18 protein-coding genes are annotated in these 15,300 nt (G+C 27.8%); 15 read left to right on the top strand and 3 right to left on the bottom strand.

Translation table 11 applies throughout. From position 1 onward, the window contains the following. The first annotated feature begins 53 nt into the window (after positions 1-53). A complete protein-coding gene (dnaK, locus tag ACH5BK_RS13105) occupies positions 54-1,949 on the top strand; it encodes a molecular chaperone DnaK (protein WP_404308135.1) in 1,896 nt (631 codons plus the stop codon). Between the two features lie 10 nt (positions 1,950-1,959). Further along, positions 1,960-2,241, top strand: coding sequence for a hypothetical protein (locus tag ACH5BK_RS13100; RefSeq protein ID WP_404308133.1), 282 nt, complete (start codon positions 1,960-1,962; stop codon positions 2,239-2,241). A gap of 25 nt (positions 2,242-2,266) precedes the next feature. Here ACH5BK_RS13100 and ACH5BK_RS13095 read toward each other — a convergent pair whose 3' ends face one another. Next, the gene (locus ACH5BK_RS13095) at positions 2,267-2,683 is read right to left on the bottom strand and encodes a DoxX family membrane protein (RefSeq protein ID WP_404308131.1); all 417 of its coding nucleotides are present in this window, start codon (positions 2,681-2,683) and stop codon (positions 2,267-2,269) included. A 141-nt stretch (positions 2,684-2,824) separates the two neighbouring features. Here ACH5BK_RS13095 and ACH5BK_RS13090 point away from each other — a divergent pair, with 141 nt between their 5' ends. After that, positions 2,825-3,895 (top strand): murein transglycosylase A, encoded by a 1,071-nt coding sequence (locus ACH5BK_RS13090; protein ID WP_404308129.1) that lies wholly within the window; start codon positions 2,825-2,827, stop codon positions 3,893-3,895. A gap of 9 nt (positions 3,896-3,904) precedes the next feature. On the opposite strand, the gene ACH5BK_RS13085 is transcribed toward ACH5BK_RS13090, so the two are convergent. Beyond that, positions 3,905-4,144, bottom strand: a complete 240-nt coding sequence (locus tag ACH5BK_RS13085) for a hypothetical protein (RefSeq protein WP_404308127.1) — start codon at positions 4,142-4,144, stop codon at positions 3,905-3,907. Between the two features lie 161 nt (positions 4,145-4,305). On the opposite strand from ACH5BK_RS13085, the gene ACH5BK_RS13080 reads away from it, so the two are divergent. From ACH5BK_RS13080 to ACH5BK_RS13070, 3 genes are all read left to right on the top strand, one after another. Then, on the top strand, positions 4,306-5,112 hold the full coding sequence (locus ACH5BK_RS13080; protein WP_404308125.1) for a phosphatidylserine decarboxylase: 807 nt from the start codon (positions 4,306-4,308) through the stop codon (positions 5,110-5,112). 68 nt (positions 5,113-5,180) lie between these two features. Continuing rightward, positions 5,181-7,220: an EAL domain-containing protein gene (locus tag ACH5BK_RS13075; protein WP_404308123.1), complete on the top strand. Its 2,040-nt coding sequence runs from the start codon at positions 5,181-5,183 to the stop codon at positions 7,218-7,220. A gap of 65 nt (positions 7,221-7,285) precedes the next feature. Then, positions 7,286-7,522: a hypothetical protein gene (locus ACH5BK_RS13070; RefSeq protein WP_404308121.1), complete on the top strand. Its 237-nt coding sequence runs from the start codon at positions 7,286-7,288 to the stop codon at positions 7,520-7,522. A 13-nt stretch (positions 7,523-7,535) separates the two neighbouring features. Here ACH5BK_RS13070 and ACH5BK_RS13065 read toward each other — a convergent pair whose 3' ends face one another. Beyond that, positions 7,536-7,898, bottom strand: a complete 363-nt coding sequence (locus ACH5BK_RS13065; protein WP_404308119.1) for a rhodanese-like domain-containing protein — start codon at positions 7,896-7,898, stop codon at positions 7,536-7,538. Between the two features lie 138 nt (positions 7,899-8,036). Here ACH5BK_RS13065 and ACH5BK_RS13060 point away from each other — a divergent pair, with 138 nt between their 5' ends. The 9 genes from ACH5BK_RS13060 to dtd all read left to right on the top strand — a co-directional run bounded on the left by ACH5BK_RS13060 (position 8,037) and on the right by dtd (position 15,223). After that, positions 8,037-8,411 carry a thioredoxin family protein gene (locus tag ACH5BK_RS13060; protein ID WP_404308117.1) on the top strand — a complete coding sequence of 125 codons (375 nt, stop codon included), beginning with the start codon at positions 8,037-8,039 and terminating at the stop codon, positions 8,409-8,411. A gap of 5 nt (positions 8,412-8,416) precedes the next feature. After that, on the top strand, positions 8,417-10,195 hold the full coding sequence (gene dsbD, locus ACH5BK_RS13055; RefSeq protein WP_404308115.1) for a protein-disulfide reductase DsbD: 1,779 nt from the start codon (positions 8,417-8,419) through the stop codon (positions 10,193-10,195). 61 nt (positions 10,196-10,256) lie between these two features. Then, entirely contained in the window at positions 10,257-11,324 is a 1,068-nt protein-coding gene (locus tag ACH5BK_RS13050) for a nicotinate-nucleotide--dimethylbenzimidazole phosphoribosyltransferase (RefSeq protein ID WP_404308113.1), read from the top strand. Between the two features lie 4 nt (positions 11,325-11,328). Next, on the top strand, positions 11,329-11,928 hold the full coding sequence (locus ACH5BK_RS13045) for a MarC family protein (protein WP_404308111.1): 600 nt from the start codon (positions 11,329-11,331) through the stop codon (positions 11,926-11,928). Continuing rightward, positions 11,928-12,422 (top strand): bifunctional adenosylcobinamide kinase/adenosylcobinamide-phosphate guanylyltransferase, encoded by a 495-nt coding sequence (locus ACH5BK_RS13040; RefSeq protein ID WP_404308109.1) that lies wholly within the window; start codon positions 11,928-11,930, stop codon positions 12,420-12,422. Before ACH5BK_RS13045 ends, ACH5BK_RS13040 begins: the two co-directional genes overlap by 1 nt. Then, positions 12,419-13,165, top strand: coding sequence for an adenosylcobinamide-GDP ribazoletransferase (locus ACH5BK_RS13035; protein WP_404308107.1), 747 nt, complete (start codon positions 12,419-12,421; stop codon positions 13,163-13,165). Before ACH5BK_RS13040 ends, ACH5BK_RS13035 begins: the two co-directional genes overlap by 4 nt. After that, on the top strand, positions 13,162-14,175 hold the full coding sequence (locus ACH5BK_RS13030; protein WP_404308105.1) for an aminotransferase class I/II-fold pyridoxal phosphate-dependent enzyme: 1,014 nt from the start codon (positions 13,162-13,164) through the stop codon (positions 14,173-14,175). Before ACH5BK_RS13035 ends, ACH5BK_RS13030 begins: the two co-directional genes overlap by 4 nt. Further along, positions 14,169-14,777 (top strand): hypothetical protein, encoded by a 609-nt coding sequence (locus ACH5BK_RS13025; protein ID WP_404308103.1) that lies wholly within the window; start codon positions 14,169-14,171, stop codon positions 14,775-14,777. The genes ACH5BK_RS13030 and ACH5BK_RS13025 overlap by 7 nt, the downstream gene beginning before the upstream one ends. Next, complete coding sequence (gene dtd, locus ACH5BK_RS13020; RefSeq protein WP_404308101.1) at positions 14,774-15,223, top strand: D-aminoacyl-tRNA deacylase; 450 nt, start codon at positions 14,774-14,776, stop codon at positions 15,221-15,223. Before ACH5BK_RS13025 ends, dtd begins: the two co-directional genes overlap by 4 nt. The last annotated feature ends 77 nt before the right edge of the window (positions 15,224-15,300 follow it).

The following is a 15,300-nucleotide window of genomic DNA, read 5'->3' as shown; positions in this document are numbered from 1 at the left end:
GATTTTAAAATGTATATTTGAAAACAAAAATAAAAATTTGATAAGGAAAAAAAATGAGCAAAGTAATTGGAATTGACTTAGGTACAACAAACTCTTGTATGGCAGTTTATGAAAATGGAGAAGCAAAAGTTATCTCTAATAAAGAGGGTAAAAATACTACTCCATCAATCGTAGCATTCACTGATAAAGGTGAGGTTTTAGTTGGTGATCCAGCAAAAAGACAAGCTATTACAAATCCTGAAAAAACTATTTATTCTATTAAAAGAATTATGGGTCTTATGATGGATGAAGAAAATGCTAAAGAAGCACAATCAAAAGTTGGATACAAAATCGTTGATAGAAATGGTGCAGCAGCTGTTGAAATTGCTGATAAAGTATATACTCCACAAGAAATTTCTGCAAAAATTTTAGGAAAATTAAAAGCTGATGCAGAAGAGTATTTAGGAGCACCTGTAACTGATGCAGTTATTACAGTTCCTGCGTACTTCAATGATGCGCAAAGAAAAGCAACTCAAGAAGCTGGTACTATTGCTGGTTTAAACGTATTAAGAATTATCAATGAGCCAACAGCTGCTTCATTAGCTTATGGTTTAGATAAAAAAGGTGAAGAAAAAGTATTAGTATATGATTTAGGTGGTGGTACTTTTGACGTTACTGTATTAGAAATTGGTGATGGTACTTTTGAAGTATTATCAACTGATGGTAATGCTTTCTTAGGTGGAGATGACTTTGATAATGCGATTATTGATTGGTTAGCAAGTGAATTTGAAGCTGAAAATGGTTTTGATATTAAAAATGACAAAATGGCATTACAAAGATTAAAAGATGCAGCTGAAAATGCTAAAAAAGAGTTATCTTCTGCTGATTCAACAGAAATTAACTTACCATTTATCTCTATGGGTAATGCAGGACCAGTTCACTTAGTTAAATCTTTAACAAGAGCTAAATTTGAGTCTATGACTGAGCACTTAATCAATGAAACTTTAGATCATATCAAAGTAGCACTTGATGATGCTGGATTAGATAAAAATGAAATTGAAGAAGTAATTATGGTTGGTGGATCTACTAGATTACCAAAAGCTAATCAAGTAGTTAAAGAGTACTTTGGAAAAGATTTAAATAAAGGTGTTAACCCTGATGAAGTAGTTGCTGCTGGTGCTGCTGTTCAAGCTGGTGTATTAAAAGGTGATGTAAAAGATGTATTATTATTAGACGTAACACCATTATCTTTAGGTATTGAGACTTTAGGTGGAGTTATGACTAAGTTAATTGAAAAAGGTACAACTATCCCTGTTAAAAAATCTCAAGTATTCTCTACAGCAGAAGATAACCAACCAGCTGTATCTATTCACGTTGGTCAAGGTGAAAGAGAGTTCGCTAAAGATAACAAATCTTTAGGTATGTTCGAATTATCAGATATCCCAGCAGCTCCAAGAGGTGTTCCTCAAATTGAAGTAACATTTGATATTGATGCGAATGGTGTTTTAAATGTATCTGCTAAAGATAAAGGAACTGGTAAAGAAAATAAAATTACTATTTCTGGTTCATCTGGATTATCTGATGAAGAAATCGAAAAAATGGTAAATGAAGCAGAAGCAAATAAAGAAGCTGATGAAAAAAGAAAAGAAGTAATTGAAGTTAGAAACCAAGCTGATGCTTTACTTCACTCAACTAAGAAAACTTTAGAAGAGAACGAAAGTGCTGTTTCAGAAGAAGAGAAAAAGAAAATCATCGATGCAGCTGCTGAACTAGAAGAAGTTCTAAAAGATGAAAATGCAACAAAAGAGCAAATTGAAGAAAAAGTAAAAGCTTTAACTGAAGTTTCTCACAAGTTAGCAGAAGCTATGTATGCAAAAGAGCAACAAGCTCAAGGTGGTGCACAAGGTGCTCAACCAAACCAAAAAGCGAAGAAAGACGATGACGATGTTATCGATGCTGAAGTAGAGTAATCTCTACTTCATGCAAACCCTAATTTTTTTACTATTAGTCTTTTTAATAGTTATATTCTCAGTTTTATTATACTTCAAAAGTAAACACTCTCGTGTTGATAAACTAAATAAAGGTATCTGTCCAGATTGTGGAGCTACTACAAAAACTTTTTATGATGAAAATACAAAAACAACTTTTAAATCAGAAGCTATAAGTGCTAGAATGCTAAAAAGTGGAGGATGTTCAGGAGTAAATGATATAGAGTATAAATGTAAACAATGTGGATTAAAAGAGGTTTATTCTCAAGGCTAATAATAAATAAAAGTAGAAACTACTTTTATCTATTATTGATTAATTTTAAATTTTCTTCTTTTAAAATTAAAATACCTACTAAAATAAATACTATATTTTTAACTATATATTGTCCTATTATTGTAAAAGCATAAGGTGCTTGTGTAAAACTTAATTCAGGGAATATAAATAAAGGTAAAAATGTTAAAAACATGTGAATTAAAAATAATAATGTTATATATCTAGTATATATACCTAAAATAAAACCTATCCCTACTACAACTTCCCATGTTGCTAAAAGTTTAATTGAAATTTCACCAGGAATAGCTTCATTGAAAATCCAATTGATTGTATTTATTGCTAATGTTTCTGCTGGACTTAATTCTGGAAAAAATTTTAATATTCCATACCATAAAAAGATTATTCCAAGTGAAATTCTTAAATAATTCACTATATTGTTCATACAAACTCCTACTATTAATTTTGATAATTATAATCAAATTATGCTAAAATATAGTGTTATTAATGACTGTTAACCTTTTATTTATATAATAATAAAACTCAAAAATATTAGAACTCTCAATGTTTGAGTATTAGGAGAATTATGAAGTTTATTATATTTACAATTTCTTTAATTTTATTGTTTTCAGGATGTTCTTCAAATAAACAAGAGCCAACTCCTACTTTGAAGAAGTCAACTTATGATTATATGCATGGTTTTTTTGATGATGATTTAGATGAAGCTTTAATTGTTTTTAAAAAAGCATGTGAGAAAGCTTCAAAGAATCATATTTTTGAGAATGTGTGTGAAAACTCTTTATATTATGAAAATGGTGAGGAGTTTTTTACAAAATATTTTACTCCAAGAATTTTGGTTTCAAATAAAGGTGACTTAGGTTTAATTACAGGTTATTATGAACCTTTACTCTATGGAAGCTTGAAAAAAACTCAAAGATATAAGTATCCAATTTATAAGACACCAAAAGATTTAGTCACATTAAAAGATAAGCAAAAGTATATGAATTTTAAGAGATTTAAATATAAAGCAAAAGTAAAAGATGGACTTCTATATCCTTATGATTCAAGAGAGCAGATTGAGAAAAGAAAAGATTTAGAACCCATAGTTTATGTAGATAATAAAGTAGATTTATTTTTTTTACATATTCAAGGTTCAGGTAGAGTACAACTAGAAAATGGTGAGATTATAAATATTGGTTATGCAAATCAAAATGGAAGAAAATATGTAGCTATTGGTAAGACTATGCTTGAAAAAGGTTACTTAGAAAAAGAAAATATATCTTTACAAACAATAAAAAAGTTTTTAGATGAAAATCCAAATAAAATTGATGAGATTTTAAATACAAATCCTAGTTATATATTTTTTACAAAAAATGAACAAACAGCAACAGGGAGCTTAGGAGTACCTCTTCTAGCAAAAAGAAATATAGCAGTTGATAGAAGACATATTCCTTTAGGAATGCCAGTTTTTATTCAAACAAAAAATCCAAAGACGAAAGAACCTATAAATAAATTAGTTGTTGCAGCAGATACAGGTGGTGCTATAAAAGGCGAAGTTAGAGCTGATTTCTTTTTTGGTTATGGAAATAATGCCGAAGAGTTGGCAGGGCTTATGAAGGAAAAAGGAAGACTTTTTATTTTAGTACCTAAGATATAGATGTTGTTCTTATGAACAACATCCATTTCCACAGCAGTTATCTCTTGCATCACTATAAAATGAGATAACAAAGTTATTATACATTTCTTGAACATCAAATTCGTGTTTTTTACAGAATTCTTTATTCATTTGATTTTTCATTTCGATTGCTTTTAAAAGAGCTTCATCTTTAGATTGAAAAGTTAAATTATTTTGTAAATTACTTCTTTTAAAGCAACCACATTGATTGGCTACTATAATTTTGTACATTAATATAATCCTTAATATTTTTTAAATGAAATGAAACTTTATCAAAACTTTTCAAAGAAAAAGTTTATCTTTAAAATTACATTAACTAATTATACTTAATTAAAGCAGTTTAAGAAGTAAATCTTGATAATATTACATTACTAATTTATAAAAGGAAAAATATGCACATTACAAATGTAATTTCTCAATGGTTTGGCAAATTTGCGAAAACTCAATTCCCATCACCTATTCAAAGTATTATTAATAGAGGGTATGTTAAGTTTTTAGGCTTAAATATGAGTGAATTTAAGCACCCAAAACATTATAAATCTTTAAATGCTTTATTTACAAGAGAGCTTGAGATACAAAGAGAAGTTAAGAGTGCTGCTAATGAGTTTATCTCACCAACTGATAGTTTAATAACACAGTGTGGAAAAATTCAAGGGGATTTAGCTTTACAGATAAAAGGAATGGAATACTCTTATGAGGATTTATTAACTTTTTATTGTAAAGATAATTTTGAAAAGTTAGAAAATGGAGATTTTATGAATTTTTATTTATCTCCAAAAGATTACCATAGATACCATTCGCCTTTTGATTTTGAGTTAAAAAAACTTATTCATGTTCCAGGTAAACTTTATCCTGTTAATTTAAAGTATTTAAATAAAGAACTAGAACTTTTTGTTCAAAATGAAAGAGTTATCATAGAGTGTGAAACAGACGGAAAAGTTTTCTATATGGTTTTTGTTGGTGCACTTAATGTTGGACAAATGGTATTTGAATTTGAACCAAGAGTTGAAACAAATATTGATACAGCTGAAATTAAAGTATATGAATATGAAAATATTAAAATAAGCAAAGCTGACTGTTTAGGTTACTTTAAAATGGGCTCTACAGTTGTTATGCTTTGGGAAAAAGATTTTGTTCAAATTGAAGAGCTTTTAGAGCAAAATATTAAATATACAGATAAAATTGCTACATTAAAATAAAAATAAATTTTATATTAATGTAAAAAAATTACGTTATAATTCCTTAATTAAAAATAATTAGGGAAATTATGGCTAATAGAATATTTTTTAAAGTAACGTGGATGTTAATCCTCTTGCTTCTTGCATATTTATTTTTTGTAGTTTTTTTCTTATCTCCTAAAATAAATACATACCTTGCAAATACTCAAAAAGAACAAATAAAAGAAAAATTTGAAAAAATTGTATCTACTATAAATTATAAATCTAAAAGTTTTAAAGATAAAGAAAAATTTATTTATGAAATTGATTTTCTATTAAAAAATATAAGTTTAGGTAAAAATGGCTATGTTTATATTTTTGATAAAACAGGAAGATTAATAGTTAATCCTTCTTCTGAATTAAATACAAAGAATGTAAAAGAAATAAAGTTAAAACAAGAAAATATTACTTTATATGATAAGGTTATGGAATCATATAAAAAAGAAAAAACATTTACATATAATTGGAATAGAGTATATGATCCTAATAATTTTACTTATGAAAAAGTTTCTTGGATAAGATATAATAAAACGTTGGATTACTATATAGTTTCATCAATTTATACAGAAGAATTTTCGATCTTTTTAGCAGGTATAAATTCACTTCTTTTAAATATTTCCTTATTACTTTTTTCAGTGTTAGCGATTATTGGGATTTTTATTACAATCAAAGTTATTAGTCCTTTAAATAAAATGTTAAATGAAGTTAAAGATGAAAAAACAAAAGAGTTTTATCTTAGTAAAAAAACAAATGATGAAATAGGTTTTCTTGCTAATCAATTTAATAGTATGATAAATCAAATTGAAAATAATAAGCAAAATTTAGAAGTTGAAGTTAAAGCTAAAACAAAAGAAATTCAAGAAAAGCTTTTTTATGATGAGTTAACTACTTTAGAAAATAGATATGCTCTTGAAGAGAATATTAAAAATGAAGATTTTGTTTCTTTGATTATTATAGATATTGATTCTTTTAATGATTTAAATGAGCTTTATGGATTCTCTTCTGGAAACCTTGTATTAATTGAAGTAGCAAAAAGGTTAAGATCTTTAGCTATCAAATATAATTCAACTGCTTATAGGATTTATGGAAATGAATTTGCGATTGTTAAAAATAATATGTTAGATACAAAAAAGTTCCAAGATTTAATGAGAGAGCTAAATAAGTTATTCAAGAATAAATCAATATATTTAGAAAATTTAAATATAGATATTTTTATAGATATTACCACTGGTATATCTTTAGGACAAGAAGAACCTCTAAAAACAGCTGGAATTGCACTAAAAAAAGCAAAATCAAGTAATCTTAAATCAGTTTCTTATTCAGATGAATTTGATACAAAAGAGTTAATAAAAAAAGCTATATATTGGAGAGATAAGATAAAAGATGCAATAGAAAAAGACAATATTGTACCTTTTTTCCAAGCTATTTGTAATGATAAAAAAGAAGTTGTTAAATATGAAACTTTGATGAGAATAAGAGATAAAAATGAAAAAGGAGAAGAAGAGTATATTCTTCCTTATAAATTTTTAGATGTGGCTATTAAGACAAAACAATATCCTTATTTAGCCTCTCAATTATTCAAAAAAACTTTTGAAGCTTTAAAAAATACAGATAAACAAATAAGTATAAATTTAAGTTTTAAAGATATTCAAGATAGAACTTTTGTAGAAATGTTAGATAATTATTTAAATCATATTGATAATGTTTATAAAAATAGATTAGTTTTTGAACTTTTAGAAAGTGATTTTATCTCAGATTATAAAATATTAAATGAATTTATAAAAAAATATAGAGCTCAAGGTATAAAAATAGCTATTGATGATTTTGGTACAGGATATTCAAATTTTGCTCATATTTTAGAAACAAGACCTGATTATATAAAGATTGATGGTTCTTTGATAAAAAGTATTAATGAAGATAAAAACTCTTATGAAATAGTAAAATCAATAGTAGAATTTTCAAAGGCACTAAATATAAAAGTTATAGCTGAATTTATACATAGTGAACAGGTATTTAAAACTGTATTAGAAATGGGTGTAAATGAGTTTCAAGGGTACTATTTAGGTAAACCTAATATAAATATTGATTGATTTTAATAAAACACAAGCTTATTTATGTAAAATAAAAAATAAATTTATAACACTAAGGATTAAAAATGTCAACTATTACACAGCTAGGTTCACTTCCTTTAGCAGGAACAAAAAAAGGACAAATTTCTATTTCAAATGTAACTGAGCCTTATGGGAAAGATACAGCAGATATTGTAAGTATTGGTATTTCTTTAAATGGTCAAGATGTTCAGTGGAAATCACATATTCCTTATGAAAATTTAGATGAGGTTATTGAAATTTTACAAAAAGCAAGTGCAGATAAAAAAGCTTCAGAAGCTTAATTTATTAGACCTATTAAGCTTTATGCTTAATAGTAGGTCTTAATTCTTGTTGCCATAAGGCCATACCACCAAATAAATGAGCAGTATTTTTATACCCTTGTTCAATTAAGAAATTACCAATTGTTCTAGTTCTATTTGCATGGGCACAAATAAGTACAATGGTAGTATTTTTAGATGGGACAATTTTTTCTAAATCCTTCATCCATTCTTCAACATTATGGTTACCATATATATCAAAAAAAGTCATTTTATGGGCATTTTTTATAATACCTGTTCTTTCCCATTCATCTTCTCTTCTTACATCTATCATTACAACACTTGAATCATCTATCATTTTTTCTACAGTTTTAGGTTGTAAGTCAACTAATTCACTCATTTTAATTATCCCTTTAAATATAATAAAAAATTATAATAAAAAATATATATAATATAAGTTAAACAAATTAACAAACTCTTTATATTTATAATATATAATGTCATGATTATAATAATGATTTATTTAAAGGCTAGTTTTATGAAAAAAATATTAATTACATTTCTTTTTACAGTGGTTTCACTTTTTGCATTTGAAGAGTTAACTACAGATAATTTTCAATCTAAAATAAAAGGTAAAAATGTTATTATCGATTTTTATGCTGTATGGTGTCCTCCTTGTAAAGTATTAAATAAAAAACTACAAGAGTTTGATATAATAAAATCAGATAATATAAGTATTTATAAAGTAAACATAGATGAGCAATTATCTCTTGCAAAAAAATATAATATCACTAAACTTCCATCATTAGTATATTTTAAAGATGGAGAAGCTATACAAACAATAGTTGGAATACAATCAGCAGTTGAACTTCAAAAAAGTTCAAGAAAAATTTTCGAATTAGAACAGGAGTAATTTAAGTGTTTATAATCAGATCGATAATTTTATTAGCATTACTTTTTCAATCAGTTTTTTCAATTGAGAAAAGAGTCATTTTAGAACCACATCAAGCTTTTCAACCAAGCTTTAGTAAAACACAAGACGCAATTAATTTTAAGTTAGGTTTAGGACAAGATATTTATCTTTATGATGATAAATTAAAAGTTTTTATTACTAAGCCATCAAAGATAGAAATTACACAGGATTTAAATATCCCCGAAGCTGTTCCTTATGAAGAGTGGATGGTGCAATTTGATAACTTAGATATTAATATTCCCATTTCACTTTTAAAGTCAAAAATTGATTCAAATAATTATGAGATAGAAGTTAAGTTTCAAGGATGTTCAAAAGCTGGACTTTGTTATGCTCCAATGAGTGAAAAATATACTTTAGACTTAGTAGGATTTGGTGATACTAATAATTCAGTTGTAAAGACAGATGTTCAAAAAGAAAAAAGTGTTGAAACAAAAGAAGAAACACAAGCTTTAAATGAAACAGATGAAATAGCAAATTTACTTAAAGGTGGAAGCTTTTTTGTAATACTTGGATTCTTTTTCTTAGCAGGACTTGGACTATCTTTAACTCCTTGTATTTTCCCAATGATTCCTATTCTTTCATCTATTATTGTTAAAGCAGGAAATGAAAGTGAAATAACACCAGCAAGAGGCTTCTTCTTATCTTTTGTGTATGTAATTTCAATGGCATTAGCATATACAATTGCAGGAGTAGTCGCAGGAGTATTTGGTGCAAACTTACAAGTAGCACTTCAAAATCCGTATGTTTTAGTAGTATTTGCAGGTATATTTGTTGCACTTGCTTTTTCTATGTTTGGATATTTTAAATTGGAGTTACCTCAAAGTATTCAAAATAAAATCACAAAAACAACAGATGGAAAAGAAAAACAAGGTGTTGCAGGTATTGCGATTATGGGATTCTTATCAGCACTTATAGTAGGTCCTTGTGTTGCAGCGCCACTTGCTGGAGCTTTAGTATATATAGGACAAACAGGTGATGCTGTACTTGGTGGAGCAGCACTATTTGTAATGAGTATGGGTATGGGTGTACCTTTACTTTTAATTGGATTAGGTGCAGGAAAATACATGCCAAAACCAGGTGGTTGGATGGATTCTGTATCAAAAATATTTGGTATTGTAATGCTAGGTGTTGCAGTTTGGATGCTTGATAGAGTGTTAGATCCTATTTATGTTATGTGGTTATGGGCTTTATTATTATTAGCTACAGCAATTTATTTAAAAATATATCAACATATTTTAGCTCAATTGATTACAGTTGTGATTTTTATATATGGTGTTTCTTTAATGGTAGGTGCTTTAAGTGGTGCTACAAATCCTTTAAAACCTTACTCTATGTTTACATCTTCAAAAGGTGTAGTTTTACAGCAAAAAGCTTTAGATTTTAAATATATAAAGAATTTAAAAGAGTTAGAAGATGCTATAAAAGCTTCTTCTAAACCTGTAATGTTAGACTTTTATGCTGATTGGTGTGTATCTTGTAAAGAGTTAGAAGCAATTACATTTAAAGATCCTGCGGTTATTGAAAAGCTAAAAGGCTTTACTTTATTAAAAGCTGATGTTACAAAAAACACTGATGATGATAAAGCTTTACAAGCTAAGTTTGGAGTAGTTGGACCTCCTGCACTTATCTTTTGGGATGAAAACAATAAAGAGGTTAAATCATCTCAGATTGTAGGATATAAAAACCCTAAAGATTTCTTAGAAATTGTAAATAAGAATTTCTAAGAAAAACCACTTTAAAACTAATATTTGTTATACTTCCTAAAAATTTATATAAAGGTTTTTAATGAACTTTAAAACTATTTTAGGAAGTGTAGACTTTCTTGAATCTCTTAGGGGAAAATCAGCTTCTTTTTTATTGAATACAAGTGTTACAAAAACTTGTGAAATACCTAATATTTCCCAAGCTGGAATTCCTGGAAGATTATACCTTACCCCTACACTTGATAGTGAGTTTTTATGTGTAAAAGAAGTTAGATCTTTAGAAAATATAGCTCAAACACCAAAAGGTGTACCAACTCCTGCACTTATTACAAGAGCTGTACATGAACTAAAACCTTTTTTAAATATAGAAATACTAAATTTAGGTTTAGAAGTACTTCCTAAATTAGACTATTTTAAAGTTCATAATTTTGATTTAAAACCAAGTGAAGCTATAAATAAAAATGCAAACATAAACGCGATGGATGTTTTCCAAAAGGGTGTTGAATTTGCTCAAAATCTAGAACTTCAAAGTGATTATGTGATTTTAGGTGAGTCAGTTCCAAGTGGAACTACAACAGCCTATGCAACAGCTAAAGCATTAGGATATAAAGCTGATGAACTATTTTCAAGTTCATTTAAAAACTCACCAGATGATATAAGAGCAAAAACTATAGATGAAGCTATGGCTTTAATAAATGAAGAGGATGATGTTTTTGCTATATTGTCAAAAGTATCTGATAATATGTTGATTTTTACAGCAGGGTTTATACTTGGTTCAACGGGAAGAGATGATTTAAAAGTAGTTCTTGCAGGTGGTACACAAATGGCAAGTGCTTTACTTATTGCTAATTCAATTGTTGAGGGCATGGGTGGAGTTGTTGATACTAAAAATATTGCTTTATGTACAACAAAATGGATAAAAGAAGATAAAAATTCAGATATAAAAGCTTTATTAGAGCAGTTAAACTTTTCTATAAATGCTTACGCAAGTGATTTTGACTTTAATTTATCTTCTCATTCTGCTTTAAAGCTTTATGATGAAGGTGAAGCAAAAGAGGGTGTTGGTTGTGGAGGTGCTCTTTGTTATGCTTCTATAAATGGAGTTGATAAACAAGCTCTAACAGATAAAATTGAAAGTTTCTTAGGATAAGATAGTGGAAGTATTTATTTCAACATTTTTAAAAATGTTTTTTATTATGACACCATTTTTTGTGTTGTCAGTATTTTTAACAGTAACAAATGAAGCAACAGTTAAAGAAAAAAAAGCTTTAGCTATAAAAGTTACTATCTCAGTTATTGTTATGAGTTTAGTTTTAGTTTTCTTTGGAAAACATATTTTTGAAGTATTTGGTATAACTTTAGATGCTTTTAGAATAGGTGCAGGGGCTTTACTATTTTTATCAGCTGTTGATTTAATCAAAGGAAATAAAGAGGGTAGTAAAAAAAGCGTTGATAATGTAAGTGATTTAGCAGTAGTACCTTTAGCTATTCCTATTACAATAGGCCCAGGTACTATTGGTATTTTACTTGTAATGGGTGCTACTTTTGATAATACTTCCTCTATGCTTATGGGAAGTTTTGCTTTAGTTTGTGCTGTTTTAATGATAGGTTTTATGCTTTATATGTCTACTTACATTGAAAAAGTAGTAGGAAAACAAGGTTTATTAGTAATCTCAAAAATCACAGGTCTATTTTTAGCTGCCTTATCAGCTCAGATTGTATTTACAGGTATTAAAAACTTTTTAGGATTATAATGAAAATATTTTACTTTGGTGGTCAAAAGTCAGGAAAAACTTCAAAAGCTAGTGCTAAAGCTTTAGAGTTATCAAAAGATAAAAAGCCATATTATGTGGCAACTTATGATAACTCATATAATGATGAGGCAATGGCTGAGAGAATTTCAAGACATATAGATGAGAGAAAAGATGACTTTTTATCTATTGAAGAGCCAAAGGATTTAATAAAAGTTGTAAAAGAGGGTAAAACTTACCTGATTGATTGTATGACAATGTTTATATTAAACAATATGGATGATGGAATAGACTCAATGAAAGAACAGTTGAATCAAATATTTGCACTTGATTGTAATGTAATTTTTATTTTAAATGATATTGGAAATGGTGTAATTCCTATGGAGAGATATAGTAGAGACTTTGTGGATATCTCAGGTCTTTTAGGACAATATTTAGCTCAAAAATGTGATGAGGTTTATGAGGTAAAATATAGCTTGGAGAAAAGACTAAAATGAAAACAGTTTTAAATGCCTTTTATTTTGCACTTTCATATTTCTCAACTATTCCAGTTTTTGTAAAAAACATGGAAATAAACAATGAAACTTACAAATATACTTTAGCTCTTTTACCTTTAGTTGGAGCTATTATCTCAACACTTGTAATAGTTTTAAATCTAGGATTAAATGAGCTATTTAATCCTTTATATGCTTCTTTCATAAGTGCTGTTATATATCTTGCTTTATATGGTTTTTTACACCTTGAAGCAGTTTGTGATGTGGTTGATGCTTGGTTTGCTTCACATGGTGGAAAAGATGCTTATAAAATCATGAAAGAACCAACTATTGGAGCTATTGGGGCTTTATATACTTTTAGTTTTGTTTTACTAAAAGTTGCAGCTATTACATACTTACTTTTTGAAGAGCAGTATGTTCTGTTTTTTATAATTTGTATGTTTTCAAGGCTAAATTTTATTTATTTACTTGGCTACTTTAAATTTGCTAAAGATAGTTTTTTATCTCTTGCCTTTCAAGATGCAGGAGTAGGAAAAGTTAAACTTTTTAGTCTTTTGTATATAGTTTTTGCTTTGTTTATTGGCTCTTATGTTTTAACCCTTTTATTTGTTTCACTATTTAGTTTTTATTTGATTTTAAAGAAGCTAGATAAGCAGTTTGGTTTTGTAAATGGGGATTGTTTAGGTTTTACTTTAGAGCATGTAGAACTAATCTTACTTAATGTGGCATTGGTTTTAGTAGTATGAATACTTTTGAGCATGGTGGTCAAGTAGAAGCTTTTGCCAAAGAGCTTGAGTGCGAAGTAAAAGATATAATAGACTTATCTTCAAATATCAACTTTATTAAACCAAATATCAATTTGGATTTTAACTCACTTGATATTTCAGCTTATCCAACTTATGATAGTTTATATGCGAAAATAGCTTTAAACTATAGTGTAAAGCCAAATCAAATTGAGCTTTTCAATGGTGGAAGTAGTGCTATTTTTACTTTGTTTAGGCATCTTGATTTAACACACTGTACTATTTATAGTCCGGCTTATTTAGAGTATAAAAAAGCTTCTATAAACTTTGGCTATGAACTTCGAACTATAAATAGATTTGAAAATGTTTTTTTACCAGTAAAAGAGGGAAGTTTAGTAGTTTTTGTAAATCCTTCAACTCCTGATGGAACTTACTATGATATTGATAAACTACTTGAGTATTGGATAAAAAGAAACTGTACTATTTTGATAGATGAGAGTTTTTTAGATTTTTGTGATGGAAAATCAGCTACAAAATATATCAAAAAATACGACAAACTTTATATCCTAAAATCAATGACAAAGTTCTATTCAAGTGCAGGTATTAGAATTGGAACTATTGTTTCAAATGAGCAAAATATAGATAGTTTAAGAAGGTTTGAACCAATGTGGAAGTTATCTCAGTTTGATTCAAACTATTTACAAGCTGCTTTGGAAGATTACACTTTTAAAAGAATTGTAAAAGCTATAAATGTAAAAAATAGAATCCAATTAGAAAAGATACTTCAATCTTGTAATCTAATAGAGCATATCTATCAAAGTAGTGCAAACTATGTTCTTGTGAAACTTAAAAACATAACAGCAAAACAGTTTCAACAGAAACTAAAACCTTATAAAATCATGATAAGAGATTGTAGTAATTTTGATTTTTTAGATGGTACTTATGCAAGAATAGCTGTGAAGTCTTCACATAGTAATGAAGTGTTAAAAGAGGCACTAAATAAGATATGCTAATAGACAATAAGTTTTTAAAATACTTCTCTTTTATACTATCTTTTGTATTTATAGCTTATGTGATTTATATGATAATCACTTCATTTTTTATTGTTAAAAATCAGTTTATAGATATAGGTGATAGCACTTATGTAAATCAAGTAAGAGTTGATGATTATACAAAAAGATTAGCTTCATACTTAACAAAAGATTGTATCAAAGGTGATGAAAAGTGTGAAGTTCAAGCAATGCTTGATTTCACAACAGCAATACCATATAAGATAAATGAATCAGTAGCAAGAAGTGCAAAACAAGTAGTAAAACAAAACTTTGGAGATTGTGATGATAAATCAAATCTTTTAATCTCTCTTCTTAAAATAAGTGGATATGAAGCTTATTTTGTACTAGTTCCAAAACATATATTTGTAATAGTAAATCTAAAAGAAAAAATAGCAAATAAGAAAGCTTTATATGTAAATGATAAGAGATTTTATATCTTAGAAAGCACAGCAACAGGTTCTAAAATAGGCTTTAGATTAAAGTATAAGTTTGATGAAATAGAAGCGATAATTGATCCTTTTGAGAATAAAAAGTTAGTAATTGAAAAGTTGGAGTATAGATGATAGCAGTAATTCAAAGAGTTAGTTCTTCAAGTGTTACAGTTGAAGGAAAAGTGGTTGGAAAAATAGGGAAGGGTTTAAATATCTTACTTGGTGTAAAAAAAGGCGATAAACAAGAAGATATAAGTAAGCTTGTAAGTAAGATAGCAAATCTTAGAATCTTTTCTGATAGTGATGGAAAGATGAATTTATCTCTTTTAGATGTAAAAGGTGAAGCTTTGATTATCTCTCAATTCACTCTTGCAGGAAATGTGAAAAAAGGAAGACGTCCTAGTTTTGATAGCAGTGAAAAACCAGATATTGCAAAGGCTATGTATGAACAGTTTGTAAAGGAGTTTGAGTCTTTAGGAATTCACACTCAAATAGGAGAGTTCGGAGCTCATATGGATGTTGATATTCACAATGATGGCCCGGTAACTTTTATTTTAGATAGTAGTGAGTTAAATTAGATATTTACTCATCTACCATTTATGGAATAGTTTGAATCTCAATGATTAAACAGTCCCGTAGAAATCATTAAGAATAT

The sequence above is a fragment of the Arcobacter sp. YIC-80 genome, from assembly GCF_044841725.1.
Taxonomy (GTDB): Bacteria; Campylobacterota; Campylobacteria; order Campylobacterales; family Arcobacteraceae; genus Arcobacter_B.
Note: the sequence above shows the minus strand (reverse complement) of the source record. Positions and strands in the feature narration are given on the sequence as shown.